This window comes from Pseudomonas sp. DCB_AW (assembly GCF_026240895.1).
In the GTDB taxonomy this organism is placed as follows: domain Bacteria; phylum Pseudomonadota; class Gammaproteobacteria; order Pseudomonadales; family Pseudomonadaceae; genus Aquipseudomonas; species Aquipseudomonas kermanshahensis.
The window spans coordinates 1-25154 of the sequence record NZ_JAPFCE010000072.1 but is presented as its reverse complement, the minus strand read 5'-3'; the positions used below and the strand labels follow the sequence as shown (position 1 = coordinate 25154).

The window sequence follows — 25154 nt, the reverse complement described above, 5'->3', positions numbered from 1 at the left end:
TCGATCGAAGCCCTTCAAACTTCGCCTTAACTATTTAACTCGTTGAATCTCAAGGAGTTTTTCGTTCCGACTACGCTGGAAGTGGGGCGCATTATAAGGGGATTCGAAAGCCCGTCAACCTTTAATTTCACGAAACCTTAATATCGCTAAAAAGCAAAGCGGGGAGGCCTTCGGCCTCCCCGCTATTCCACTTCTCCATATAGGCTCAAAGCACCCCAGCACTGCGCAAGCGGTGCACGGCATCAGTATCCAACCCAAGCACCTCACTCAATACCGCCTCGGTGTGCTCACCCAACAGCGGCGGCGCCCGCCGGTACTCCACCGGCGTCTCCGACAGGCGAATAGGGCTGGCTACCTGCGGCACACTCCCCGCCAGTGGATGCGGGATAGTCACCGCCAACCCTCGAGCCACCACCTGCGGATCCTGGAACATCTGCGCCAGGTCATTGATTGGCCCACACGGCACCCCAGCCTTCTCCAACTGGCTCACCCACTCCGCCGTGGTCTTGAACACCGTAGCCTGACGAATCAACGGAATCAGCTCACCACGGTTGGCAACACGCAGCTTATTAGTAGCGAAGCGCGGATCATCCGCCCACTGCGGCTGCCCAGCCACCTCGGCAAACTTGCGAAACTGACCATCATTACCCACGGTAAGGATGAAATCGCCGTCCGCTGTAGGGAAGTCCTGGTAAGGCACGATATTGGGATGTGCATTACCCAGGCGCCGGGGCGGGGTGCCCGTGGTCAGGTAGTTCATGGCCTGGTTCGCCAGGCAGGCCACCTGAACATCGAGCAGTGCCATGTCGACATGCTGGCCGATCCCGGTCTGGTCCCGATGGGCGAGGGCAGCCAAAATCGCCACAGTCGAGTACAACCCAGTAAGAATGTCAGTCAGCGCCACGCCAACCTTTACCGGCCCTGCACCTTCTTCCCCCTCAGGCCGACCGGTCAGGCTCATCAGACCACCCAGCCCTTGGATCATGAAGTCATAGCCCGCGCGCTTGGCATAGGGCCCGGTCTGGCCAAAACCGGTAATGGAGCAATAGATAAGCTTTGGGTTGAGCGCTTTCAGGCTTTGGTAATCCAGCCCATAGGCTGCGAGGCCACCCACCTTGAAGTTCTCGATGACAATATCCGACTTCGCCGCCAGCTCACGCACCAAACGTTGCCCTTCAGGCTGCGTGAAGTCGATCGTCACCGAACGCTTGTTGCGATTGGCCGAGAGGTAATAGGCGGCCTCACTGGTATTCTCACCCCGGGTATCCCTGAGGAAAGGCGGCCCCCACGAGCGGGTATCATCGCCATTACCTGGGCGCTCGACCTTGATCACGTCAGCCCCAAGGTCAGCGAGAATCTGGCCAGACCATGGGCCGGCCAACACGCGCGAAAGGTCCAGCACCCGCAGATGTGATAGCGCGCCCATGGGCTGGCTCCTTATTAATAGAAGGCCTGGATGCCGGTCTGAGCACGCCCCAGGATCAACGCATGCACGTCATGGGTACCTTCATAGGTGTTGACCACCTCAAGGTTCACCAGATGGCGAGCCACGCCAAATTCATCGGAAATGCCGTTACCCCCCAGCATGTCACGCGCCATGCGGGCGATATCCAAGGCTTTACCGCAAGAGTTACGCTTCATGATCGAGGTGATCTCGACAGCCGCCGTGCCTTCATCCTTCATGCGCCCCAACCGCAGGCAGCCCTGCAGTGCCAGGGTGATCTCGGTCTGCATGTCGGCCAGCTTTTTCTGGATCAGCTGATTGGCTGCCAGCGGGCGGCCGAACTGCTGACGGTCCAGGGTATATTGGCGCGCGGTATGCCAGCAGGCCTCGGCGGCGCCCAACGCCCCCCAGGAGATGCCATAGCGTGCCGAGTTCAGGCAGGTGAACGGGCCCTTGAGGCCGCGCACGTCTGGGAAGATGTTCTCCTCAGGCACGAACACGTTGTCCATCACGATCTCACCTGTGATCGAAGCACGCAGGCCCACCTTGCCGTGGATCGCCGGGGCGCTGAGGCCTTCCCAGCCCTTTTCCAGCACGAAGCCGCGGATATCGCCAGCGTCATCCTTGCCCCACACCACGAACACATCGGCGATCGGGCTGTTGGTGATCCACATCTTGCTACCGGTCAGGCGGTAGCCGCCGTCCACCTTTCTGGCCCGGGTGATCATCGAGCCCGGGTCGGAGCCGTGGTTAGGCTCGGTCAGGCCGAAGCAGCCGATCCACTCACCCGTGGCGAGCTTGGGCAGGTACTTCTGCTTCTGCGCCTCGGTGCCGAATTCGTTGATCGGTACCATTACCAGGGAAGACTGCACACTCATCATCGAGCGATAGCCAGAGTCGATCCGCTCGACCTCGCGAGCGATCAGCCCGTAACACACATAATTAAGGCCGCTGCCGCCGTACTGCTCGGGGATGGTGGCACCCAGCAAACCGATTTCACCCATCTCGCGGAAGATCGCCGGGTCGGTCTGCTCATGGCGGAAGGCTTCGAGCACGCGCGGCGCCAGCTTGTCCTGGGCGAACTGATAAGCGCTGTCACGCACCATGCGCTCTTCTTCAGTGAGCTGCTGATCGAGCAGCAGCGGATCGATCCAGTTGAAGCTTGCTTTACCGGCCATGAGCGAAATCCTCGAAAAAAGAGAGCAAATTCTTGTGCCCTTGAGCCTAGGCCTGATCGGCCGTCGGGACAAACGAGGATTGCGCACGGATTAGTGATAATTTATCACTTCGTAAATCAGCAAAACGCCACATTGACAGCCTTACAAGTGAGGTTGACGTACATGCGCCGCAAGATCCCCAGCACTGCCGCCCTGGTCTGTTTCGAGGCGGCAGCGCGTAACGAGAGCTTCACCAAGGCCGCGCAAGAACTCGCGCTGACCCAGGGCGCCGTTTGTCGGCAGATCGGCGGCCTGGAGGCCTTCCTTAATGTGGAACTGTTTCGCCGCTCAAGGCGCGGGGTGAAGCTGACCGAGGCTGGCCTTTCCTACAGCCGCCAGGTTGCCGCGCAGCTGGATGCGGTAGAGCGCGATACCTTGTCGGTCATGCGCCAGCAGGGCGCCAATGTGATCGAACTGGCCGTGGTACCCACCTTCGGCACCCAATGGCTGCTCCCCAGGCTCAAGGACTTCCAGCAGCGCCACCCCGACGTCACCGTCAACCTGACCAACCGCACCCGGCCATTTCTGTTTGCCGACACAGCCTTTGATGCAGCCATCTATTTCGGCGATGCCGACTGGTCCGGCACCCAGTCACATAGGCTGATGGGCGAGAACCCTGTCCCCGTCTGCAGCCCGGCGTTGCTGGGCGGGCAGGGCATGCTCGACGCCCGCCGCATTGCGCAACTGCCATTGCTGCAGCAGACCACGCGCCCCTATGCCTGGCGGCAATGGTTCGGCGGCCTGGGCATGAACGTGGAGCGCGACATGACAGGCCCGCGTTATGAACTATTCTCGATGCTCGCGCAGGCGGCGATGCACGAAATGGGTATCGCGCTGATCCCGCCCTTTCTAATCCAGCGGGAGTTGCAGGAGGGTAGGTTGGTGGTCGCTAACAGGCATGCCCTGAGCAGTGACAAGGCCTACTATCTGATGATTCCCGAACGCAAAGTGGAGTCTGCCTCGCTACGGGCTTTCCGCGACTGGCTGGTAGCACAAGCGCAGGCTTACACCACCGCCTCTGCCTAGTCGCAGCCAAACAACCTGACTTCGTAGTCAATTATTTTAAACACCTACAGATATATGTATTTGTCGCATATTCGAAAACTGTTACGCAAGCCTGAAAATCCCGTTTAACCCTGCTGACTGCGCGGCTTTCAGGCTTAAATTGCGACATTGAGCGAACTGTAAGCGAAATACCGCAATTTTTTTTAGTTTTATCTCCTAATCTCCCAATGGCCCATGTTTGACGGGCTGCAACCGAAGGCTTGCGACATACGGTCACAGGGTGACTTGTAGTTTTAACTTCGTTTCGCTCCAGAACCGGTTGAAGCCCCTTGGGTTCATCTGCAAAATGCCTGGCCCGCCTAGGATTCGGCGGGTTGGACCGCACCAGCGCACCAGCCGAAGTACGCTGGCTTCAACAAAGACAAAAGGTCACCGCAGGAGACATAGTCGTGCACATTGGTGTTCCTCTCGAGACGCAGACGGGTGAGACAAGGGTCGCCGCGACCCCTGAAACCATCAAAAAACTGGTTGCCCAGGGCCATCAGGTCACCGTCCAACGGGGGGCAGGGCTAAACGCCAGCATTCCGGACAGTGCCTATGAGGCTGTGGGTGCCTCCCTGGGTACCGCCGCCGATGCCTACGGCGCGCAACTGGTACTTAAAGTAGTCGCGCCCAACGACCAGGAGATGGCGCTGATCAACAGCGGCAGCCTGCTGGTGGGCATGCTCAACCCGTTCAACAGTGAACTGATCGGCAAGATGGCCGAGCGCGGTATCACCGCCTTCGCCCTCGAAGCAGCGCCGCGTACCTCGCGGGCACAAAGCCTCGATGTGCTGTCGTCCCAGGCCAACATCGCCGGTTACAAGGCGGTACTGCTGGCAGCGCACTACTACCCTCGCTTCATGCCCATGCTGATGACGGCCGCCGGTACCGTGAAGGCTGCTCGCGTGCTGATCCTCGGCGCAGGCGTTGCAGGCCTGCAGGCCATTGCTACCGCCAAGCGCATGGGTGCCGTGATTGAGGCGTCGGATGTACGCCCCGCCGTTAAAGAGCAGATCGAATCGCTGGGCGCCAAGTTCATCGACGTGCCTTACGAAACCGATGAGGAACGTGAGTGCGCCGAGGGCGTTGGTGGCTATGCCCGGCCAATGCCGGCCAGCTGGATGCAGCGCCAGGCCCAGGCCGTACACGAACGCGCCAAGCAGGCCGACATCGTCATCACCACCGCACTGATCCCTGGCCGCAAGGCGCCGACCCTGCTCAGCGCCGAAACCGTCGCGCAGATGAAGCCTGGGTCGGTGGTCATCGACCTGGCGGCCGCCCAAGGCGGTAACTGCCCACTGACCGTCGCCGACCAGGTGGTGCAGGAAAACGGCGTGACCATCGTCGGCCCGACCAACCTGCCTGCCCAGGTGGGGGCCGATGCATCGGCACTGTACGCACGCAACCTGCTGGACTTCATGAAGCTGTTGTTCGACAAGGACAACGCGCTGGTCATCAACCTCGAAGACGACATCGTCGCGGCCTGCCTCATGTGCCGCGATGGCCAAGTCGTCCGCAAGAACGGCTAAGGAGCACGACAAATGGAAGACATGCTGATTTCCCATGGCATCTACAACCTGATCATTTTCGTGCTGGCCATCTATGTGGGCTACCACGTGGTGTGGAACGTCACCCCAGCGCTGCACACGCCGCTGATGGCGGTCACCAACGCCATCTCGGCCATCGTCATCGTCGGTGCCATGCTGGCGGCGGCGCTGACCGTAACGCCCGCCGGCAAGCTGATGGGCACGCTGGCCGTGGCCTTGGCTGCGGTCAACGTGTTCGGTGGCTTCCTGGTCACCCGTCGCATGCTTGAGATGTTCAAGAAGAAAGCCAAGAACGAGGCGAAGAAGTAAGCATGAGCATGAATCTGGTAACGCTTCTATACCTGGTCGCCTCGATCTGCTTCATCCAGGCGCTCAAGGGCCTTTCGCACCCGACCACGTCACGCCGCGGCAACCTGTTCGGCATGATCGGCATGGGCTTGGCAATCGTCACTACGGTTGGCCTCATTTATAAGCTGGGCGCAGAACTGGCAACGGCCGGTATCGGCTACGTGATCGTCGGCCTGCTGGTCGGTGGTACCGCGGGTTCGATCATGGCCAAGCGGGTCGAGATGACCAAGATGCCGGAACTGGTCGCTTTCATGCACAGCATGATCGGCCTGGCCGCGGTGTTCATCGCCATTGCCGCCGTATTGGAGCCGCAGTCGATGGGTATCGTCGCCAGCATCAGCGACCCGATCCCGACGGGTAACCGCCTGGAGCTGTTCCTCGGCGCGGCAATTGGTGCCATCACCTTCTCCGGTTCCGTGATCGCCTTCGGCAAGCTGTCGGGCAAGTACAAGTTCCGCCTGTTCCAAGGCGCACCGGTACAGTTCGCCGGCCAGCACAAGCTGAACCTGATCCTGGGCCTGACCACCATCGCCCTGGGCCTGCTATTCACCTTCACCGGCCACTACAGTGCCTTTACCCTGATGCTGGCTCTGGCCTTCATCATGGGCGTGCTGATCATTATTCCGATCGGTGGCGCGGACATGCCGGTGGTGGTGTCGATGCTCAACAGCTATTCGGGCTGGGCAGCAGCGGGTATCGGCTTCTCGCTGAACAACTCGATGCTGATCATCGCAGGCTCGCTGGTCGGCTCCAGCGGTGCCATCCTCTCGTACATCATGTGCAAGGCGATGAACCGTTCGTTCTTCAATGTCATCCTCGGCGGCTTCGGCGGCGCGACCGATGCCGGTGGCCCCGCAGGCACCCAGGAAGCTCGCCCGGTAAAATCGGGTTCGGCCGACGACGCTACCTTCCTGCTCAGCAATGCCGACACGGTGATCATCGTGCCGGGTTACGGCCTGGCAGTCGCCCGTGCCCAGCACGCGCTGAAGGAGCTGACCGAGAAGCTGACCCACAACGGTGTGACCGTGAAGTACGCGATCCACCCGGTGGCAGGCCGCATGCCGGGGCACATGAACGTGTTGCTGGCCGAAGCCGAAGTGCCGTACGACCAGGTGTTCGAGATGGACGACATCAACGCCGAGTTCGGCCAGGCCGACGTGGTACTGGTGTTGGGCGCCAACGATGTGGTCAACCCGGCAGCGAAAAACGATCCCAAGTCGCCGATTGCCGGCATGCCGATCCTGGAAGCGTTCAAGGCCAAGACCATCATCGTCAACAAGCGCTCCATGGCCAGCGGCTATGCAGGCCTGGACAACGAACTGTTCTACCTGGACAAGACCATGATGGTATTCGGTGACGCCAAGAAGGTAATCGAGGATATGGTCAAAGCCGTGGAGTAACCCACTGGCTGCAAACCGTGCGCTATATAAGAAGCCCCGCCGAGAAATCTGCGGGGCTTTTACATTTGCCTGATCCAGATCAACGGCTCTACTTCCGGGCTTCTCATACGACCATGGTCGTGGGACGGCAACCGGCGAAATCTCTAGACTGCGCTCCAGTAGCTTCAGTAGCCTGAGATAACAATCCATGTACCGTGATCGTATCCGCTTGTCCTCCCTGCACAGCAAGGTAATGAGTGCGGCTGATGCCGCTGGTCTGATCGAGGACGGCATGACCGTCGGCATGAGCGGCTTCACCCGCGCCGGCGAAGCCAAGGCCGTACCCCATGCCCTGGCCGAACGTGCCAAGCAGTCGCCGCTGAAAATCAGCCTGATGACCGGCGCCAGCCTGGGCAATGACCTGGACAAGCAGCTGACCGAGGCCGGCGTGCTGGCTCGCCGCATGCCCTTCCAGGTCGACAGCACCCTGCGCAAGGCCATCAACGACGGACAGGTGATGTTCATCGACCAGCACCTGTCGGAAACCGTCGAGCAATTGCGCAACCAGCAGCTCAAGCTGCCGGACATCGCCGTCATCGAAGCCGTGGCCATCACCGAACAAGGCCATATCGTGCCGACCACCTCGGTAGGCAACTCGGCCAGCTTCGCGATCTTCGCCAAGCAAGTGATCGTCGAGATCAACCTGTCGCACAACGCCAACCTCGAAGGCCTGCACGACATCTATATCCCGACCTACCGCCCAACCCGCACACCGATCCCGCTGGTCAAGGTCGATGATCGCATCGGCAGCACCGCCATCCCGATCGACCCGGCCAAGATCGTCGGTATCGTCATCAGCGACCAGCCGGACTCGCCATCCACTGTATTGCCGCCGGACGACGAAACCCAGGGCATCGCCGACCACCTGATCACCTTCCTCAAGAAGGAAGTCGACGCTGGCCGCATGACCAACAAGCTCGGCCCACTGCAGGCCGGTATCGGCAGCATCGCCAACGCGGTGATGTGCGGCTTGATCGATTCGCCGTTCGAAGACCTGACCATGTACTCCGAAGTACTGCAGGATTCGACCTTCGACCTGATCGACGCCGGCAAGCTGAGCTTCGCCTCGGGCAGCTCGATCACCCTGTCGACCCGTCGCAATGCCGATGTGTTCGGCAACTTGGAGCGCTACAAGGACAAGCTGGTGCTGCGCCCACAGGAGATCTCCAACCACCCAGAGGTGGTCCGTCGCCTGGGCATCATTGGTATCAACACCGCGCTGGAGTTCGACATCTACGGCAACGTCAACTCCACCCACGTGTGCGGCACGCGGATGATGAACGGCATCGGTGGTTCTGGCGATTTCGCCCGGAACGCGCACCTGGCCGTGTTCGTCACCAAGTCGATTGCCAAGGGTGGCGCGATTTCCAGCGTGGTGCCGATGGTCAGCCACGTCGACCACACCGAGCACGACGTCGATATCCTGGTCACCGAGCAGGGGCTTGCCGACTTGCGCGGCCTGGCGCCACGCGAGCGTGCCCGGGCAATCATCGATAACTGTGTGCACCCGGATTACCGCGCAGCGCTGAACGACTACTTCGATCGCGCCTGCCAGCGCGGTGGCCATACGCCGCACATTCTGCGCGAAGCGTTGAGCTGGCACGAAAACCTGGAAGAGACCGGGCGCATGCTCGCCAGCTGATTCCCACACGCTTGTCGTTACACCGCTCCAAACAAGCCGCCTTCAACCGGTACACGCGCGATTCGTCGTCAGCGCCGTATCGGTTAAAGGCGGCTTGCCGACTATAGGGCCGGTACAGTCAAACCCCTCGCTCGAAACGACCGCCAATCAAGCTACAGAAACTGTACTACTGTACTGGTATTCTTAGCTTACCTTCTGCTGACCACCTCTCATCCCCGAGCATTTTGCACCATATAAGTGCAGACCAGTACAGTTGCGCCTATTTCGAGTGCAACAGTAGGGTTACACAGTTAACTGAACCATCGTAATGCCGCAGAACTGTATCTACTGTTATGGACAAGAGAGGAGGATCATTGGCATCAGTTAAATCACTACCTAATCCCGCCATAAGCGGAAGGATGAAACATCATGGAACGTACACTCAGTTCCGGTCTGGTTTTTGAAAGCAACGCCCAACAATCCAACGCTTCGATGCCTCTGCGCGCCCTGTCCACCCTGCTGTTGTGGCAGCGTCGCATGGCCAGCCGCCGTCAACTGGCTCGTCTGGACTCCCGCCTGCTGGCCGACGCCGGTATCAGCGAGTCGCAGCGTTACGAAGAGCTGAGCAAGCCTTTCTGGCGCTAAGCTCCGGCTTGCCGGCTACGCCCGGCACCGCGAATTCTCAAACCCGTTGCAGGTGACTGCAGCGGGTTTTTTGTTTGTAAGCCACGTGCCAGAGCGGCTATCAGCAATACAGGTACAGTTTCCTATAAAGTGAAAACACACCAGTACAGTACTAGGAAGGGCTGTTCATTAACATCCAGAAACATCGACGCGTGATACGCTTCGCTTAACAGTCTGGTAGAAACCAGATGTTGAAAAGTACCGAGACGCGCAGTGCGAGCGTCCGATTAGCAGAATCCCCTAGGAGTCCACGATCATGTCCCTTAAACACCTGATTGGCGCCGCCCTGATGCTGAGCCTGGCCGGCACCGCCAGCGCCACCAGCTTCGTCGTCACCACTGACGCAGTCGTGGGCGCTGTCGCTGCATCCACTGACGCCACCTCCGACGTATCGTCGTCGTTCCGCGACGACAAGATCGTCCAAGCCGCCCGTGACGATGCCGCCAGCTTCGTTGGCAGCCAAGGCGACATTCGCGGCGCCAAGCTGGAAAGCGCCTTCCTGCACATTCGCGCGCAAATGCCGACCCTGCAGGCTAGCGACGCACAGCTGGCACAGGCCATCCTGGCCATCTGACCTGCACTGAACCCTGCGACTGTACGGGTGCTCGCCCGCACAGCCGCAGGTGTATTCACCCCCTCGTTCCCAGCCGTCAGAAGCCCATGCGTTATCTGTTGCCGTTGTTGTTTGTCGCCGTTGGCATTCCCCTGAGCATGGCACCTGCCCATGCGTTGGACACCACCACGCAAAGCCTGGTCATCACAGGCTATGTCACCAGCCAAGTCACCACAGCGCCGTTCGACCGTAAGCTGGTCAGCCAGGCCCGTGACGATGCTGCGGTATTCGTCGCCAGCGATGGCCTGATCCGCGGTGCGCGCCTGGAAGCGGCGTTCGCCTCGCTGCGCCAGCTCGGTGCCGCACAGGCTGTCGGCGAGCTGGAACTGGCGCAGGCAATTCTCGTCCAATGACTACACCTGACTCCCTGTATTTTTCGGAGATGCTCCATGCGTAAACCGCTGATTGCCGCTACCCTCGGCATGCTGCTGCTGGCCGACCTGGCCCAGGCACAGACGCTGGTGGCCACCAGCAACATCATCGTGCGTGCCTTTGGCCGTTCGATCGATTTCACGTCCGACACCACCACCTCGATCCGTGACTCCAAAGTCGTGCGTGAAGCGCACGACGATGCCGCCAGCTTCGTCGCCAGCAACGGTGATATCCGTGGCGCCCAGCTTGAAGCTGCGTTCAATACCCTGCGCGAGCGCCTGCCTGAAGCGCGAGGCGCCAGCGACCAAGTGCTGGCTGAAGCCATTCTCGCGCTGTGAACCAGGTGCGTGCCTGGCTGCTCGGCTGCGCCCTGACGCTGCTCGGCACACCCGCCCTGGCCGACCTGCAGCTTGAGCTGCAGGCTTCCGGCCTCGACCCTCAACAACGCCAAGCCAGCCAGGCACTGCTCGACGAAGCACTGAGCAAGCTGCCGCCGCGCTTCAAGCAGCAACTGGACCGGCGTGTGCAGGTCAGCTGGACGGCGCGCATGCCGGCCGACGCCTATGGCCAGGCGTCGCTGGTTTCTACCCTGGAGCTCAACAGCCGCCTACTGCCCGGGCTGGTCGATGGCAGCGCCGCCCGCGAACGCACCCACCGCCCACACGGCACCGTGCGCGAAGAGCTGTTGGCGACTGTCCTGCATGAACTGACTCACATTTACGACCGGGCCCGGTTGTGGCCGGCCACCGAGCGCTCGCTGATCGCCCGTTGCAAGCGCCAGCAGGGCACCGTGGGCAAAATCGGCTTGCCAGAGGCGTGCCGCGGCCAGGCCGAGCGGCGCTTCACCTTGAGCGATGACCCACGCCTGCTCGACCTTGCGGGCTGGCAGCAATATGTCGGCCGCCGCGGTGAGCGCGAGCAGCACAACGGCCAGTTCGTGCGCAGCCCAGACACCTATGAGCTGAGCAGCCCCAAGGAATTCATCGCGGTCAACATGGAGTACTTCCTCCTCGACCCGAGCTATGCCTGCCGGCGCCCCGCCTTGAACCAGTACCTGCGCGACCACTTCGGCTGGGCACCCGCACAAGAGAGCTGCGCCAAGGGCTTGCCATTCCTCAACGCGGGCAGCGACTTCGCTCGCCAGCCACTGGGCGAAATCGACCCCGAACGCGTTTATGAAGTCGATTACCTGCTGGCCGAGGCCAATCAGAACTGGGTCAGCCGCTGGGGCCACAGCATGCTGCGCCTGGTCATCTGCAAACCTGGGCGGCCGCGCGGCCCGGATTGCCGCCTGGACCTCGACCAGCACCTGGTGCTGTCGTACCGCGCCTTCGTCAACGATGTGCAGTTGTCCAGCTGGGACGGCCTGGTCGGCGCTTATCCATCGCGGCTGTTCGTGTTGCCGTTGGGCCAGGTCATCGACGAGTACACCAAGACCGAGCTGCGCAGCCTGGCGTCGATCCCCCTCAAGCTCGACCGCCAGGAAGTCGAGAACCTGGTGCGCCAAGCGGCGGAAATGCACTGGAGCTACGACGGCAATTACTACTTCCTGTCCAACAATTGCGCGGTCGAATCGCTGAAACTGCTGCGCAGTGGCACCGCCAACCCGCGCCTGAACGACCTCGACAGCATCATGCCCAACGGCCTGCTGGAAGTGCTCAAAGGGCGCGGCATTGCCGATACCAGTGTGCTTGATGACCCCCGCGAAGCCCTGCGCCTGGGTTACCGCTTCGACTCCTACCGTGACCGCTACCAGGCCATGTTCGACGTGCTGAAAAAGCAGCTGCCGATCAAGCAGGACAAGGTCGAGGACTGGCTGGCCCTGGATGCCGAACAGCGCCGCGGCTGGTTCGCCCGGGCCGACCTGCGCACCAGCGCTGCCTTGCTGCTGCTCGAACAGGCCAGCCTGCGCCGCCAGCTGTTGCTGGCCCAGGACGAGGTCAAGCAGCGCTACCTGAACGCGGCTGCGCTGAAGGATGGCAGCATCGACAAGGCCAACCAGACGCTGCAGCAGATGCTCGCCAACAGCGGCTTCCTCAGCCGCCCGGCAGAACTGCTGGACGCCAAAGGCTATGGTCTACCGCAGCCCGATGAGCGCAAGCACCTGGAGAAAGTCAGCAGCGAGCGGCAGGCCCAGTTGCTGCGCCTGAGCACCGACCTGGACAAAGAGGTGAGGGCGCTGCTGGATCCGTCGCGGGCCAAGGAGATTGCCGCGATCGAGACCAACGTGAAGCAGGTGGGTGAGCATCTGCGAACGCTGCACAAGGCCGCAGGCGGGTTGCAGTTGTAGTGATCACAGCACCGGCCTCATCGCGGGCAAGCCCGCTCCCACAGGTTTATCACTGCCCTTGGCGCAGTGGGGTACCTGTGGGAGCGGGCTTGCCCGCGAAGGCCATGTGACCAAACAGATGACCTACAGGCTTTCCCCAACCTCCCCAGGCAGATCCTCATCCAGGTGCAACCAGGGCAACCGGCTACCCGTCCAGATATGCCGGTTGGCCCGCACCCGCTCCGGGTGGTCCAGCGTCGCCACCGTCACATCGATGCTGTCCGGGCTGTGCGAAGTGACCAATGCCACATGCGCCCCACACTGCCCGCAAAAATACCGGCTGCAACTGGCCGGCGCCACATAACAGCGCGGCTCGCCCGCCAACCACTGAAATGCGGAACGCGACAACGTCAGCCAAGTCACCACCAACCCGCCACTGACGCGCCGACAGATCGAACAATGGCAGTGGGCGACATCTGTCAGCGCGCCCTCCAGCCGATACCGCAAGCCACCACAGTGGCAGCCACCTTCGGTCACATTCTGCATCACCTACCTCCCGTCGCCTTTGTCACAGCGAAAGCTGGCTGAAAGCTTGCCCTCTTAGGATAGCGCCCACTACCGGCACAAGACCGGTCAGCCAGGGCACCCGGAACCTTCCGCGCCCGGCCCAATCAACAACAACAATGGTGATTCTGATGTATTCCTGTGCCCGCCTTCATGTCGTCCCCCTCCGCATGCTCCCTGCACAGCGCCTGACGCGCTGATCCGCCCGAATCGACTGTCCTTTCGCCGCGCCACGCCTGGAGTATTGCCATGCTGACCTTCCTCGGCTTTGCCATGGTCATCACCTTCATGTACCTGATCATGACCAAGCGCCTGTCGGCCTTGATCGCGCTGATCCTGGTACCGATCCTGTTCGCCCTGTTCGGCGGTTTCTCCGCCAAGATCGGCCCCATGATGCTCGAGGGCATCAGCAAACTCGCGCCCACCGGCGTGATGCTGATGTTCGCCATCCTCTACTTTGCCCTGATGATCGACTCCGGCCTGTTCGACCCGGCCGTGCGCAAGATCCTCAAGCTGGTCAAAGGCGACCCGCTGAAAGTCTCGGTCGGCACCGCCGTGCTGGCCCTGGTGGTCTCGCTCGACGGTGACGGCGCCACCACCTACATGATCTGCTGCGCCGCCATGCTGCCCATGTACAGCCGCTTGGGCATGAGCCCGCGGATCATGGCCGGCCTGATCATCCTGGCCGGCGGGGTGATGAACATGACCCCCTGGGGTGGCCCGACCGCACGCGCCGCCAGCGCACTGCACGTGGACCCGTCAGACATTTTCGTGCCCATGATCCCAGCCATGCTGTTCGGCGTACTGGCGATCCTGGCCATTGCCTATATGTACGGCAAGCGTGAACGTGCCCGCCTGGGCGAACTGCACCTGCCGACCGACGACATCGACCACAGCGAAATCACCGTGTCGCAGTTCCCGGAGGCGCGCCGGCCAAAACTGTTGTACTTCAACGGTGCCCTGACCGCGGCCCTGATGGTTGCCCTGATCGCAGGCGTGCTGCCACTGCCGGTGCTGTTCATGATCGCCTTCAGCATCGCCATGATCGTCAACTACCCCTGCCTGCAGCAGCAAAAAGACCGCATTGCCGCCCACGCCGGCAGCGTTCTGGCGGTAACCGGGCTGATCTTCGCCGCCGGTATCTTCACCGGCATCCTGTCCGGCACAGGCATGGTCGATGCCATGTCCAAGAGCCTGCTGGCGGTCATCCCCGAGGCCCTGGGCCCGTACCTGGCGGTGATCACCGCGATCGTGAGCATGCCGTTCACGTTCTTCATGTCCAACGACGCCTTCTACTACGGCGTGTTGCCGGTACTCGCCGAGGCAGCCAGCCACTACGGCATCAGCCCGGTCGAGATGGCCCGCGCGTCGATCGTCGGCCAGCCGGTACATCTGCTCAGCCCCTTGGTACCCTCCACCTACCTGCTGGTGGCCCTGGCCGGCATCGAGTTCGGTGACCACCAGCGCTTCACCCTGAAGTGGGCAGTTCTGGTGTGCCTGTGCATAATGCTCGCCGCGCTGCTGATGGGGATTTTCCCGCTGTTCAGTAGTCTTTAATAAACACGTATTACCCCTCCCGCGATGCGCCCCAAATTGGGGCGCGTCGCCTTTACCGTTCGAAGGAATACACATGGAATGGCTGACCAGCCCGGAAATCTGGGTTGCCTTTTTCACCCTCACCGCGCTTGAGATCGTTCTCGGGATCGACAACATCATCATGATCTCGATCCTGGTCAGCCGCATGCCCAAGCACATGCAGCCACGTACCCGGATCTTCGGCCTGGCCCTGGCCATGGTCACGCGTATCATGCTGTTGCTGTCGATCACCTGGGTCATGCGCCTGACCGCCGATCTGTTCGTGGTCTTCGGCCAAGGCATCTCCGGCCGCGACCTGATCCTGTTCTTCGGCGGCCTGTTCCTGTTGTGGAAGAGCTCCCAGGAGATCTACCACGGCCTGGAAGGCGAAGACGAAAGCTCGGACGAACCGAAAGGCGCGGGCGGCAAGTTCTTCTACACCATCATCCAGATCGCCATCATCGACATCGTGTTCTCGCTGGACTCGGTGATCACCGCTGTGGGCATGGTCTCCCATGTGCCGGTAATGATCGCCGCCATTGTCGTCGCCGTGCTGGTGATGATGCTGTGCGCCGGTGCCATCAGTAACTTCATCGACAAGCACCCTTCGCTGAAGATGCTCGCGCTGTCGTTCCTGATCGTGGTCGGTACCGTGCTGATCGCCGAATCGTTCGACGTGCATGTGCCAAAAGGCTACGTCTACTTCGCCATGGCGTTCTCGCTGGCGGTCGAAGCGATCAACATCCGTATGCGCACCGCCCTGTCGCGCAAAGATGGCAAAGAGCATGATCCGGTGAAACTGCGCAAGGACATTCCGGGTCAATAAACCCAGGAAGCGCGTTTCAAGCAAGGGCCCTTCGGGGCCCTTTTTCGTGCCTGCCGGCCTCTTCGCGGGTAAAACCCGCTCCCACAGGCCGCCAACGATCCCGGTGGGCGCGGGTTTAACCGCCAAGAGGCCAGCCGGGCACACATTCATGTCCGGTTGTTTCAAATCGCCGACAGCCATGCGAAGCTGGCAAGCGCTGCACAAAACAACTAAAGCTTTGAGTGGGCACTGAAATTTTCCAAAACGCCCACGCTCCACTTATTGGCCCACATGGGCCATTGGCAACAGGGGGCTTCGCCATGCTGACCCTGCTCAACCTGCTCTCGGCCGTGACGCTTTTGGTCTGGGGCACACACATCGTGCGTACCGGCATCCTCCGGGTTTTCGGCTCTGACCTGCGCCGCATCATCAGCCAGAACATGAACAAACGCCCCCTGGCGTTCATCGCTGGGATTCTGGTTACCGCCATGGTGCAGAGCAGCAACGCCACCGCGATGCTGGTCACATCCTTCGTCGGCCAAGGCCTGATGGCCATGACACCGGCCTTGGCGATCATGCTTGGCGCCGATGTCGGTACCGCGCTCATGGCCCGGGTGCTGACCTTCGACCTGTCGTGGCTGTCGCCCCTGCTGATCTTCCTGGGTGTGATCTTTTTCCTCTCGCGCAAACAAACCCGCGTCGGCCAGCTGGGGCGGGTAGGGATTGGCCTTGGCTTGATCATCCTGGCCCTGGAGCTGATCGTGCAGGCCGCTGCGCCCATCACCCATGCCCAGGGCGTGAAAGTCCTGTTCGCGTCGTTGACCGGGGACATCTTGCTCGACGCCTTGGTCGGCGCGCTGTTTGCGATGATCTCCTATTCCAGCCTGGCGGCGGTGTTGCTCACCGCGACCCTGGCCGGCGCTGAAGTGATCAGCCTGCCGGTGGCCATCGGCCTGGTGGTGGGTGCCAACATCGGCAGCGGCTTGCTGGCCTTCATCAGCACCAGCATGCAGAACGCCGCCGGGCGGCGCGTCGCGCTGGGCAGCTTGCTGTACAAGCTGTTCGGCCTGTTGCTGATCATTCCGGTGCTGCACCCACTGGTGGAGTGGATGGACACCTTGAGCTTCAGCCCTCAGGAGCTAGTGATCGGGTTCCACCTGCTCTACAACACCCTGCGCTGCTTGCTCATGCTGCCAACCGTCAAACCCATGGGCCGGCTGTGCAACTTCTTGCTGCCCGAGCGCGAAAACGGCAATGGCCAAGTACGCCCGCGCCACCTTGATGCCTCAGCGCTGGAAACGCCCAGCCTGGCACTGGCCAACGCGGCCCGCGAAACCCTGCGCCTGGGCGACATCGTCGACAGCCTGCTCGAAGCCATGCTCGGGGCCCTGCGCGGCACGCAAGCCGCCCTGCCACAGCAGGTGCGCGCGTTGGCCGAGGATGCCGAGGCCCTGTACAGCGCCATCAAACTGTACCTGGCGCAGATGACGCGGGAGGACCTCAGCGAGCGCGATAACCGGCGCTGGGCCGAAATCATCGAGTTGGCGATCAACCTCAAGCTGGCCTGCGACCTGGTCGAACGCATGCTGCGCAAAGTCCAGCAGCAGAAAACCAGCCAGCGCCGCGAGTTTTCCCAGGTCGGCCTGGAGGAACTGACCGGCCTGCAGGAGCAGTTGCTGTCGAATCTGCGCCTAGGCCTGTCCGTATTCCTCAGCGCCGACCCCGAAAGCGCGCAGCTGTTGCTGCGTGAAAAACGCCGGTTTCGTGCACAGGAACGGCGCCTTGCCCACGCCCATGTCAGCCGCCTGCAACGCAAGGTGGTGCAAAGTATCGAGACCAGTTCGCTACACTTGGAGCTGATCGCAGACATGAAGCGGTTGAACTCTTTGTTCTGCAGCAGTGCCTATGTGGTACTCGGTGGCTCGGACACGGGCGGGCTAATGCTCGACAGCGTGCCGGACGAAGCCCGCTTGCCGTGATTTCGCCAACCAGGAGATCCAAGCTCGCCCATGCGTTGCCTGATGTTCGTTTGCCTACTGATCTGCAGCCTGCCCACGCTCGCCCTCGACCGCTCGCGGGTTGAAGGCTACCTGCTGCCCAACGGCCTGCAGGTCATCCTCAAGAACGGCTATGAACGCGACCACGTGGCCATCCGCCTGGTGGTGGGGGTCGGCCTGGATGACTTCAGTTGCGAGCAGAAAGAGCTGCCGCACTTGCTCGAGCACTTGCTGTTCAGCGGCATCGACGAAACGGGCGAGGGCGGCCTGGAAGAGCGCCTGCAAGCCCTGGGCGGCGAGTGGAATGCCTACACCAGCAGCGCCGATACCACCTTCGTGATCGAAGCGCCGGCGCGCAACCAGCGTAAAGTCCTCGACCTGCTGCTGGCGATAATCCGCGACACCCCGATCGATGCCAAGGCCCTGGCCACGGCGAAAAGAATCATCGAGCGCGAAGATGGCGGCCACTATGGCCACCTGCAGCGCTGGCTCGACCGCCAGGACATCGGCCACCCCGCCAGTGACCAGTTGGCTACCGAGCTGGGCCTCAAATGCGCCGAGCGCTCGAACATCGACGACATGACCCTGGAACAGGTGCAGGCCCTGCGCGACCGCTGGTACGCGGCCAACAACATGACCCTGATCCTGGTCGGTGGCCTCGACCGCCTGCTGCCGGCCTACCTGGAGCGGACCTTTGGCGAGCTGCCTGCCACCGAACCGGAAGAGCGCCGCAACCTCGAGAGCATCAGCCAGCAGGCCGAACAACGCCGCGACCTGACCCGCGGCTGGCTGGGCGACAGCGTCAAGTTGCACTGGCTGTTCATCGAGCCGGTGCTGGACAACGACCACCAGCCGACCCTCGACCTGCTGTCACGCTACCTGGACTGGGCACTGTACGACCAGTTGCGCCTGCGCAATGGGCTGTCCTACGGCCCATCCGTGCAGCGCGAAAGCTTCGGCGACAGTGGCATGCTCAGCCTTAACGCCGACCTGGAACGCGACGACATCGACAAGGCGGTCAAGGTGATGCAGGGCTTGTTCGATCACCTGCGCAAGGAAGGCCTCGACCCGGACACCTTCGCCCGTATCAAGGACGCCAGCATTGCCCGGGAAAGCTGGAGTACCCAAGGCAACAGTGCCTTGGCCGACTATTACTGGGGCGCGTTGAACGACTACACCGACGGTCGCTTTGCCAACCCTGCGCGCAAGTTGCGCCAGGTCAGCCTGGCACAGGCCAATGAGGCACTGAAGGAATTGCTCAAGGACCCGGGTTACCTGCGCATCGAGAAACCGCTGCTGGGTTACGACGAACTGTACGGGCTGCTCGCCCTGCTGCTGGGGCTGATCCTGGCGGCAGGGTTGCTGCGCTGGCGCCGGCACACCCCGCACCCACCGAGCGGTGCTACACGGCAGAAGTGATTCGGCGGTATCCTTTAGCCAGTACCGGCCTGTTCGCGGGCCCGCCTCCACAACGGTAGACATTGCCCCTGTGGGCGCGGGCTTGTCCGCGAAGCGGCCGGCACAGCCACCCTATCTCTCCTGTTGTAGACCCATGCCCCCAATTCCCCGCTTCGTCCAGCGCGTCATCGAACTGCTTAAACGCTACCCCGGCATCATTGCGCTTGGGGGGTTCCTCTCTGGCATCGGCAGCTTCATCCTGGTCGACCGCCAGGCCGGCCTTGCCAGCTGGGTAGCCGTCCTGATGCTGGTCAGTTGGGTCTGGCTGATGCTGGAAAACACCCTTACCGGCCTGTTCGCCCGCACCTTCAACCGCGAAATCCCGCAGCCCTTGCTGCGCTACGCGACGCAGATGATCCACCAGGAAACCCTGTTCTTTGTCCTGCCGTTCTTCTTCATCACCACCACCTGGAACAGCGGGCAGCTGGTGTTCACCGGCTTGCTGGGCGCTGCCGGGCTGATTTCGATCGTCGACCCGCTGTACTACAAGTGGCTGGCCCCACGGCGCTGGCTGTTCCTCGCGCTGCACACCCTGACGTTGTTCGCAGCATTGTTGACCGCGCTGCCCATCATTTTGCACCTGACCACCGCCCAGAGCTTCAAGCTGGCGTTGATCATCGCCATGGCCCTGTCGTTCCCGAGCCTGGCCAGCAGCTTCCCGGTGAATACCTGGCGGCGCGGCGTGGCCCTGGTGCTGGTGACGCTGTCGGTCGGGGCCGGAGGCTGGTTGCTACGCTCCTGGGTACCACCGGCGACGCTGTGGATGACCGAAGTGGCCGTCAGTACCGAAGTGCTCAACCGCCAGCCCGGCGAGTCGCTGGACGAGATCGCTGCCAGCCGCATCAAGAGCAGCGGGTTGTATGCGTACACCTCGATCAACGCACCACGAGGCCTGAACGAGCGGATCTATCACGTGTGGCAAAAGGACGGCACGGAAGTCGACCGTATTGCCCTGGACATCCACGGTGGGCGCAAGGAAGGCTACCGCGCCTGGACCCACAAGCAGAACTTCCCGCCTAACCCGGTGGGCAAATGGCAGGTGAGGGTGCTGACCGAAGACGGGCAGGTGATTGGTGTGCTGCGCTTCAAGGTGGTCGACGACACTGCGACGAAGTGATGGTTGGGGCTTGCCGGGGCGCCGAACCGCTGCGATGGGCCGCAAAGCGGCCCCCAGCGCCCACACTCAGCACATAATCAACAAACCAGCCCATGCCCTCTGCGCTATGATCAGCCCCTAAGCCTTAGCGCCGAGTCAGTTGCATGGAGCCTATGACCCCCCCCAGTGCCACCCTGGACACCAATCAACACCCCGCCTGCCTGCGCATTACCGGTGATTGGACCCTGGCCCACTACGCCAGCCTCAAGCGCGAAAGCGAGCAGTTGCGCACGCAATGCAGCAGCGACACCGTTGCCGACCTCAGCCAACTGGGCCGCCTCGACACCGCCGGCGCCTCGCTGCTGGCCGAACTGCTCGGTTCCGAGCGCCTGTCCCATTGCACCGACAGCCTGCCCGACGCCAGCCGCGCCCTGCTCAAGAACGTCTACTGCTCCGTCCAGGACTACTGCATCCCGGTCAAGGAGGCAGAACGCCCGGTGCTGCTGTTGCTGCTGGAGCGCATCGGCCGTGCCGTCAATACCCTTTGGCAAGACACCCGGCAATTGCTCGGCTTCGTCGGCCTGATTCTGGAAACCCTGCTGCGAAGGGCCTTCCAGCCGCACCGCTGGCGGCTTACCCCGGTGGTCGCTCACATCGAGCAAACCGGCCTGGACGCCGCCCCCATCGTGGCCTTGCTGACCTTCCTGGTAGGTGCGGTGGTGGCGTTTCTCGGCGCCACGGTGCTGGCTGCCTTCGGCGCGACCATCTTTACCGTCGACCTGGTGGCGTTCTCGTTCCTGCGTGAATTCGCCGTGCTGCTGACCGCCATCCTCATGGCCGGCCGCACGGCCAGTGCCTTCACCGCGCAGATCGGCTCGATGAAGGCCAACGAAGAAATCGACGCCATCCGCACCCTGGGCCTGAACCCGATGGAGTTGCTGGTCGTGCCCCGGGTGTTGGCCCTGCTGATCTCGTTGCCGCTGCTGACCTTCCTCGCGATGATCTGTGGCATCGTCGGCGGCGCGGTGGTCTGCGCGCTGTCGCTGGATATCTCGCCGGCCATGTTCCTGTCGCTGCTGCAGACCGACATCGGTGTGCAGCACTTCCTCGTCGGCCTGGCCAAGGCGCCGTTTTTCGCCTTCCTGATCGCGGCCATCGGCTGCCTTGAAGGCTTCAAAGTCAGTGGCAGCGCAGAATCCGTAGGGGCACACACCACCTCGGCAGTGGTGCAGTCGATTTTCGTGGTCATCGTGCTGGACGCGGTGGCGGCACTGTTCTTCATGGAGATGGGCTGGTGAGCGGGCGCGAAACAGTCATCGAGGCCCGGGGCATCTGTAACCGCTTCGGCAGCCAGAGCGTGCATGAAAACCTCGACCTGGACCTGTACCGGGGCGAGATCCTGGCCGTGGTCGGCGGCTCGGGTAGCGGCAAATCGGTGCTGCTGCGCAGCATCATTGGCCTGCGCCGGCCCAACGAAGGGCAGATCAAGGTATTCGGCCAAGACCTGGCCGAGCTGCGCGAAGAGCAGCGTTCATTGGTCGAGCGGCGCTTCGGCGTGCTGTTCCAGAAGGGTGCGCTGTTCTCGTCGCTGACCATCACCGAAAACGTCGCCTTGCCGCTGATCGAGCATGCTGGTTTGTCCCGCGCGGATGCCGAACACCTGGCCGGGGTCAAGCTGGCCCTGGCCGGGCTGCCGATTTCGGCCGCCGACAAATACCCGGCCTCGCTGTCCGGCGGCATGATCAAGCGCGCGGCGCTGGCACGCGCCTTGGCCCTGGACCCGGACATCCTGTTCCTCGATGAACCCACCGCGGGCCTCGACCCGATCGGCGCCGCCGCGTTCGACCAGTTGATCCTGACCCTGCGCGACGCACTGGGCCTCTCGGTGTTCCTCATCACCCACGACCTGGACACCCTCTACACCATCACCGACCGCATCGCGGTGCTGTCGCAGAAGAAGGTGCTGGTGGCCGGCCCCCTGGCCGAGGTCGAGCAAGCCAACGACCCCTGGATTCAAGAATACTTTCACGGCCCCCGCGGGCGTGCAGCCGAACAGGCCGCCGCCCGCCCGAGGCAGGAGCGCTGAACGATGGAAACCCGAGCACATCATGTCCTCATTGGCCTGGTCACCGTCCTGGTGGTGGCCGGTGCCATGCTGTTCGGCCTGTGGCTGACCAAGTCCAGTGTCGACGATGCCTTCAAGGATTACGAAGTGGTGTTCAACGAAGCCGTCTCGGGCCTGTCCCGGGGTAGCCCGGTGCAGTACAACGGCATCAAGGTCGGCGACGTGTCGACCCTGCGCCTGGACCCCAAAGACCCGCGCCGCGTGCTCGCCCGCGTACGGCTGAGCGGCGACACACCGGTCAAGGAAGACACCCAGGCCAAGCTGACCCTGGCCGGGGTCACCGGCAACTCGTTCATCCAGCTCAGCGGCGGCACGCCCCACAGCCCGGAGCTCAAGGGCAAGGACGGCAAGTTGCCCGTGATCATCGCTTCGCCTTCGCCGATCTCACGCCTGCTCAACGACAGCAGCGACCTGGTGACCAACATCAACCTGCTGCTGCACAACGCCAACCAGATGTTCTCTGACGACAACATTGGCCACCTCAGCAGCACCCTGGCCAACCTCGACAAGACCACCAGTGCCTTCGCCGGCCAGAACGGCGGCATTGCCCAGGCCATCGAGCAACTGGTGCAGGTTGGCAAACAGGCCAGCGCCACCCTGGCCGAAACCCAGGCACTGATGCGCAACGCCAACGGCCTGCTCGGCAGCGAAGGCAAGCAAGCCATCGGCAATGCCGGGCAGGCCATGCAGTCGCTGGCCGACAGCACGGCAACCATCAACCAGCTGCTCAAGAACAACAGTGAGGCCATTGGCGACGGTGCCCAGGGCCTGAACCAGCTAACCCCCGCAATCCGCGAGCTGCGCGAGACCCTCAACGCACTGAAGGGCATTTCCCGGCAACTGGAGGCCGACCCGAGCGGCTACCTGCTCGGCCGCGACAACAACAAGGAGTTCCAGCCATGAAACCTTCGCTGCGCCTATTGGCCCTGGCGGCCGCGATGAGCCTGGCCAGTGCCTGCTCGATCCTGCCGCCAAGCGAACCTGTGGACCTCTATCGCCTGCCCGTGAACCAGCCAAGCCGCGTTGCCACGCCGCTGGACTGGTCGCTGCGGCTGAACAAACCCCTGGCCAGCGAAGTGCTGGCCGGCCCCCGGATCACGGTGATTCCACAAGGGGACGTGGTCAGCAGCTACAAGGGCGCACGCTGGAGCGACGCTGTGCCGGTACTGCTGCGCAACCGCTTGCTCGACGGGTTCCAGCGTGACGGCCAGGTGCAGCGCCTGAGCGCCGACGACAGCAACCTGCAGGCTGACTACGAGCTGGCCGGCGAACTGCAGGCGTTTCAAAGCGAGTACCGCCCGGACGGGGCAGTGGAGGTGGTGATTCGTTACGATGCGCGGCTGGTCCAGGGCCGTAGCCAGCGCATTCTGGCCAGCAAACGGTTCGAAATCCGCCGGCCGTTGGCCGACAAGCAGGTCGCGGCTGTCGTCGCAGGCTTCGGCGCAGCCAGCGACCAGCTGGCAGGGCAGGTGGTGGCCTGGACAGTCGCCCAGGCCGCGCAGGCTCAGCCGAAGAACCAGTAGCAGACGAAGATCGCCGCGACCACCCCGGAGAACTCCGCCAGCAGTGCGCAACCGACCGCGTGGCGCACCCGCTGGATGCCCACCGCACCGAAGTACACCGCCAGCACATAGAACGTGGTCTCGGTACTGCCCTGGATGGTCGCTGCGACCAATGCCGGGAAGCTGTCCACGCCTTGCGTCTGCATGGTCTCGATCAACATCGCCCGCGCGGCACTGCCGGAGAACGGCTTGACCAGCGCGGTGGGCAGGCCTTCGACGAAGCGTGTATCCAGGCCCATCCAGTTCACCGCATGGCGAATGCCATCCAGCGCCAGCTCCAGGGCGCCCGAGGCGCGCAGCACACCCACCGCCACCAGCATGGCCACAAGGTAAGGCAGCAGGTTCTTGGCCACGTCGAAGCCTTCCTTGGCCCCTTCGACAAACGCTTCGTACACCTTGACCCGCTTCAGCGCGCCGATCACTAGAAACAGCATGATCACGCCAAACAGCGTGAGGTTGCCCAGAAGCGACGACAGGCTCGACAGCGCGGCCGCCGACAAGGTGCCGAGAAAGGCCATGAAGCAGCCCAACAGCAGCGCACCGGGGATCAGATACGCCAGTACCACCGGGTCCCACAAACGCAGGCGCTGCATGACGGCCACCGACAGCAGGCCGACCAGGGTCGACACGCTGGTGGCCAGCAGGATCGGCAGGAACACCATCGTCGGGTCGGCCGCGCCTTGTTGCGCGCGGTACATGAAGATGGTCACCGGCAACAAGGTCAGCGACGAGGCGTTGAGTACCAGGAACAGGATCTGCGCGTTGCTCGCGGTGGTGCTACTGGGGTTCAGCTCCTGCAGTGCCCGCATGGCTTTCAGGCCGATCGGCGTGGCCGCGTTGTCCAGGCCAAGGCCATTGGCGGCGAAGTTCATGGTGATCAGGCCCAGGGCAGGGTGGCCCTTGGGTACCTCTGGCATCAGCCTGGCGAACAGCGGGCCAAGCACCTTGGCCAGCCATTCGACGATGCCGGCCTTCTCGGCGATTTTCAGAAAGCCCAGCCACAGGGTCAGGGTGCCGAACAGCAGGACCATCACCTCCACCGACAGCTTGGCCATGGCAAAGATGCTCTCGACCATCGCCGCGAAGATGCCGGCGTTACCGCCGATCAGCCATTGGGCCAGGGCGGACACGGCCGCCACCAGAAAAAAGCCGAGCCAAAGGCCGTTGAGCATCCGTGTATTCCCCCTGAAAAATGCCCGAATGATAGCGTATCGAGCTGTTCATTAGCGCCAAACGTAGCCCATGGCAAACAACCAGCGCATGAAGCAGCACCTGCAGGCTTAAGTAGTGGGCGAGACGTTCATCGGCGGCAGGTACTCATGGCCTATGGGGTAGTGCTGCCCGATGCGGTCGCGATAGTAGCATTCTAGT

23 protein-coding genes and 1 pseudogene are annotated in these 25154 nt (G+C 62.3%); 19 read left to right on the top strand and 5 right to left on the bottom strand.

Annotated features, from left to right (window positions below; all coding sequences use genetic code 11):
- Window positions 1-205: 205 nt before the first annotated feature.
- The gene (locus OO306_RS24185; RefSeq protein ID WP_186703874.1) at window positions 206-1426 is read right to left on the bottom strand and encodes a CaiB/BaiF CoA-transferase family protein; all 1221 of its coding nucleotides are present in this window, start codon (window positions 1424-1426) and stop codon (window positions 206-208) included.
- A gap of 14 nt (window positions 1427-1440) precedes the next feature.
- On the bottom strand, window positions 1441-2622 hold the full coding sequence (locus tag OO306_RS24180) for an acyl-CoA dehydrogenase (protein ID WP_027591941.1): 1182 nt from the start codon (window positions 2620-2622) through the stop codon (window positions 1441-1443).
- Between the two features lie 162 nt (window positions 2623-2784).
- Between OO306_RS24180 and OO306_RS24175 the strand changes: the two genes are divergently transcribed.
- The 10 genes from OO306_RS24175 (at window position 2785) to OO306_RS24130 (ending at window position 12622) form a co-directional block, all read left to right on the top strand.
- Window positions 2785-3687, top strand: a complete 903-nt coding sequence (locus tag OO306_RS24175) for a LysR family transcriptional regulator (RefSeq protein ID WP_027591942.1) — start codon at window positions 2785-2787, stop codon at window positions 3685-3687.
- A gap of 428 nt (window positions 3688-4115) precedes the next feature.
- A complete protein-coding gene (locus OO306_RS24170) occupies window positions 4116-5237 on the top strand; it encodes a Re/Si-specific NAD(P)(+) transhydrogenase subunit alpha (protein ID WP_027591943.1) in 1122 nt (373 codons plus the stop codon).
- Between the two features lie 12 nt (window positions 5238-5249).
- Window positions 5250-5564, top strand: coding sequence for an NAD(P) transhydrogenase subunit alpha (locus OO306_RS24165; protein WP_027591944.1), 315 nt, complete (start codon window positions 5250-5252; stop codon window positions 5562-5564).
- A 2-nt stretch (window positions 5565-5566) separates the two neighbouring features.
- Window positions 5567-7003 carry an NAD(P)(+) transhydrogenase (Re/Si-specific) subunit beta gene (locus tag OO306_RS24160; RefSeq protein WP_265970096.1) on the top strand — a complete coding sequence of 479 codons (1437 nt, stop codon included), beginning with the start codon at window positions 5567-5569 and terminating at the stop codon, window positions 7001-7003.
- Window positions 7004-7190: 187 nt separating this feature from the next.
- Window positions 7191-8684 carry an acetyl-CoA hydrolase/transferase family protein gene (locus tag OO306_RS24155; RefSeq protein WP_265970095.1) on the top strand — a complete coding sequence of 498 codons (1494 nt, stop codon included), beginning with the start codon at window positions 7191-7193 and terminating at the stop codon, window positions 8682-8684.
- A 408-nt stretch (window positions 8685-9092) separates the two neighbouring features.
- Complete coding sequence (locus tag OO306_RS24150; RefSeq protein ID WP_012269957.1) at window positions 9093-9308, top strand: DUF1127 domain-containing protein; 216 nt, start codon at window positions 9093-9095, stop codon at window positions 9306-9308.
- A 295-nt stretch (window positions 9309-9603) separates the two neighbouring features.
- A complete protein-coding gene (locus tag OO306_RS24145; protein ID WP_027591947.1) occupies window positions 9604-9921 on the top strand; it encodes a DUF2388 domain-containing protein in 318 nt (105 codons plus the stop codon).
- A gap of 86 nt (window positions 9922-10007) precedes the next feature.
- A complete protein-coding gene (locus OO306_RS24140) occupies window positions 10008-10313 on the top strand; it encodes a DUF2388 domain-containing protein (RefSeq protein WP_265970094.1) in 306 nt (101 codons plus the stop codon).
- Window positions 10314-10349: 36 nt separating this feature from the next.
- Window positions 10350-10670 (top strand): DUF2388 domain-containing protein, encoded by a 321-nt coding sequence (locus OO306_RS24135; protein ID WP_027591949.1) that lies wholly within the window; start codon window positions 10350-10352, stop codon window positions 10668-10670.
- Window positions 10667-12622 (top strand): DUF4105 domain-containing protein, encoded by a 1956-nt coding sequence (locus tag OO306_RS24130; protein WP_265970093.1) that lies wholly within the window; start codon window positions 10667-10669, stop codon window positions 12620-12622. The genes OO306_RS24135 and OO306_RS24130 overlap by 4 nt, the downstream gene beginning before the upstream one ends.
- A gap of 123 nt (window positions 12623-12745) precedes the next feature.
- On the opposite strand, the gene OO306_RS24125 is transcribed toward OO306_RS24130, so the two are convergent.
- On the bottom strand, window positions 12746-13147 hold the full coding sequence (locus OO306_RS24125; RefSeq protein WP_265970092.1) for a GFA family protein: 402 nt from the start codon (window positions 13145-13147) through the stop codon (window positions 12746-12748).
- A gap of 267 nt (window positions 13148-13414) precedes the next feature.
- On the opposite strand from OO306_RS24125, the gene OO306_RS24120 reads away from it, so the two are divergent.
- From OO306_RS24120 to OO306_RS24080, 9 genes are all read left to right on the top strand, one after another.
- Window positions 13415-14722 carry a CitMHS family transporter gene (locus tag OO306_RS24120; protein ID WP_085272100.1) on the top strand — a complete coding sequence of 436 codons (1308 nt, stop codon included), beginning with the start codon at window positions 13415-13417 and terminating at the stop codon, window positions 14720-14722.
- 73 nt (window positions 14723-14795) lie between these two features.
- Window positions 14796-15566 (top strand): TerC family protein, encoded by a 771-nt coding sequence (locus OO306_RS24115; protein ID WP_027591953.1) that lies wholly within the window; start codon window positions 14796-14798, stop codon window positions 15564-15566.
- A 299-nt stretch (window positions 15567-15865) separates the two neighbouring features.
- Complete coding sequence (locus OO306_RS24110) at window positions 15866-17524, top strand: Na/Pi cotransporter family protein (RefSeq protein WP_099428020.1); 1659 nt, start codon at window positions 15866-15868, stop codon at window positions 17522-17524.
- Between the two features lie 30 nt (window positions 17525-17554).
- Window positions 17555-18961 (top strand): pitrilysin family protein, encoded by a 1407-nt coding sequence (locus OO306_RS24105; protein WP_265970091.1) that lies wholly within the window; start codon window positions 17555-17557, stop codon window positions 18959-18961.
- Between the two features lie 133 nt (window positions 18962-19094).
- A complete protein-coding gene (locus OO306_RS24100; RefSeq protein WP_238209788.1) occupies window positions 19095-20117 on the top strand; it encodes a DUF5924 family protein in 1023 nt (340 codons plus the stop codon).
- Between the two features lie 143 nt (window positions 20118-20260).
- Window positions 20261-21394 carry an ABC transporter permease gene (locus OO306_RS24095; RefSeq protein ID WP_085272102.1) on the top strand — a complete coding sequence of 378 codons (1134 nt, stop codon included), beginning with the start codon at window positions 20261-20263 and terminating at the stop codon, window positions 21392-21394.
- Complete coding sequence (locus tag OO306_RS24090) at window positions 21391-22182, top strand: ABC transporter ATP-binding protein (protein ID WP_027591958.1); 792 nt, start codon at window positions 21391-21393, stop codon at window positions 22180-22182. Before OO306_RS24095 ends, OO306_RS24090 begins: the two co-directional genes overlap by 4 nt.
- Window positions 22183-22185: 3 nt before the next feature.
- A complete protein-coding gene (locus OO306_RS24085) occupies window positions 22186-23124 on the top strand; it encodes an MlaD family protein (RefSeq protein ID WP_027591959.1) in 939 nt (312 codons plus the stop codon).
- Window positions 23121-23744 carry an ABC-type transport auxiliary lipoprotein family protein gene (locus OO306_RS24080; RefSeq protein WP_027591960.1) on the top strand — a complete coding sequence of 208 codons (624 nt, stop codon included), beginning with the start codon at window positions 23121-23123 and terminating at the stop codon, window positions 23742-23744. The genes OO306_RS24085 and OO306_RS24080 overlap by 4 nt, the downstream gene beginning before the upstream one ends.
- Here OO306_RS24080 and OO306_RS24075 read toward each other — a convergent pair.
- Entirely contained in the window at window positions 23726-24955 is a 1230-nt protein-coding gene (locus OO306_RS24075; protein WP_027591961.1) for a nucleoside recognition domain-containing protein, read from the bottom strand. The genes OO306_RS24080 and OO306_RS24075 overlap by 19 nt on opposite strands.
- 108 nt (window positions 24956-25063) lie before the next feature.
- Window positions 25064-25154, bottom strand: a pseudogene (locus OO306_RS24070) (NUDIX hydrolase); the annotation flags it as partial.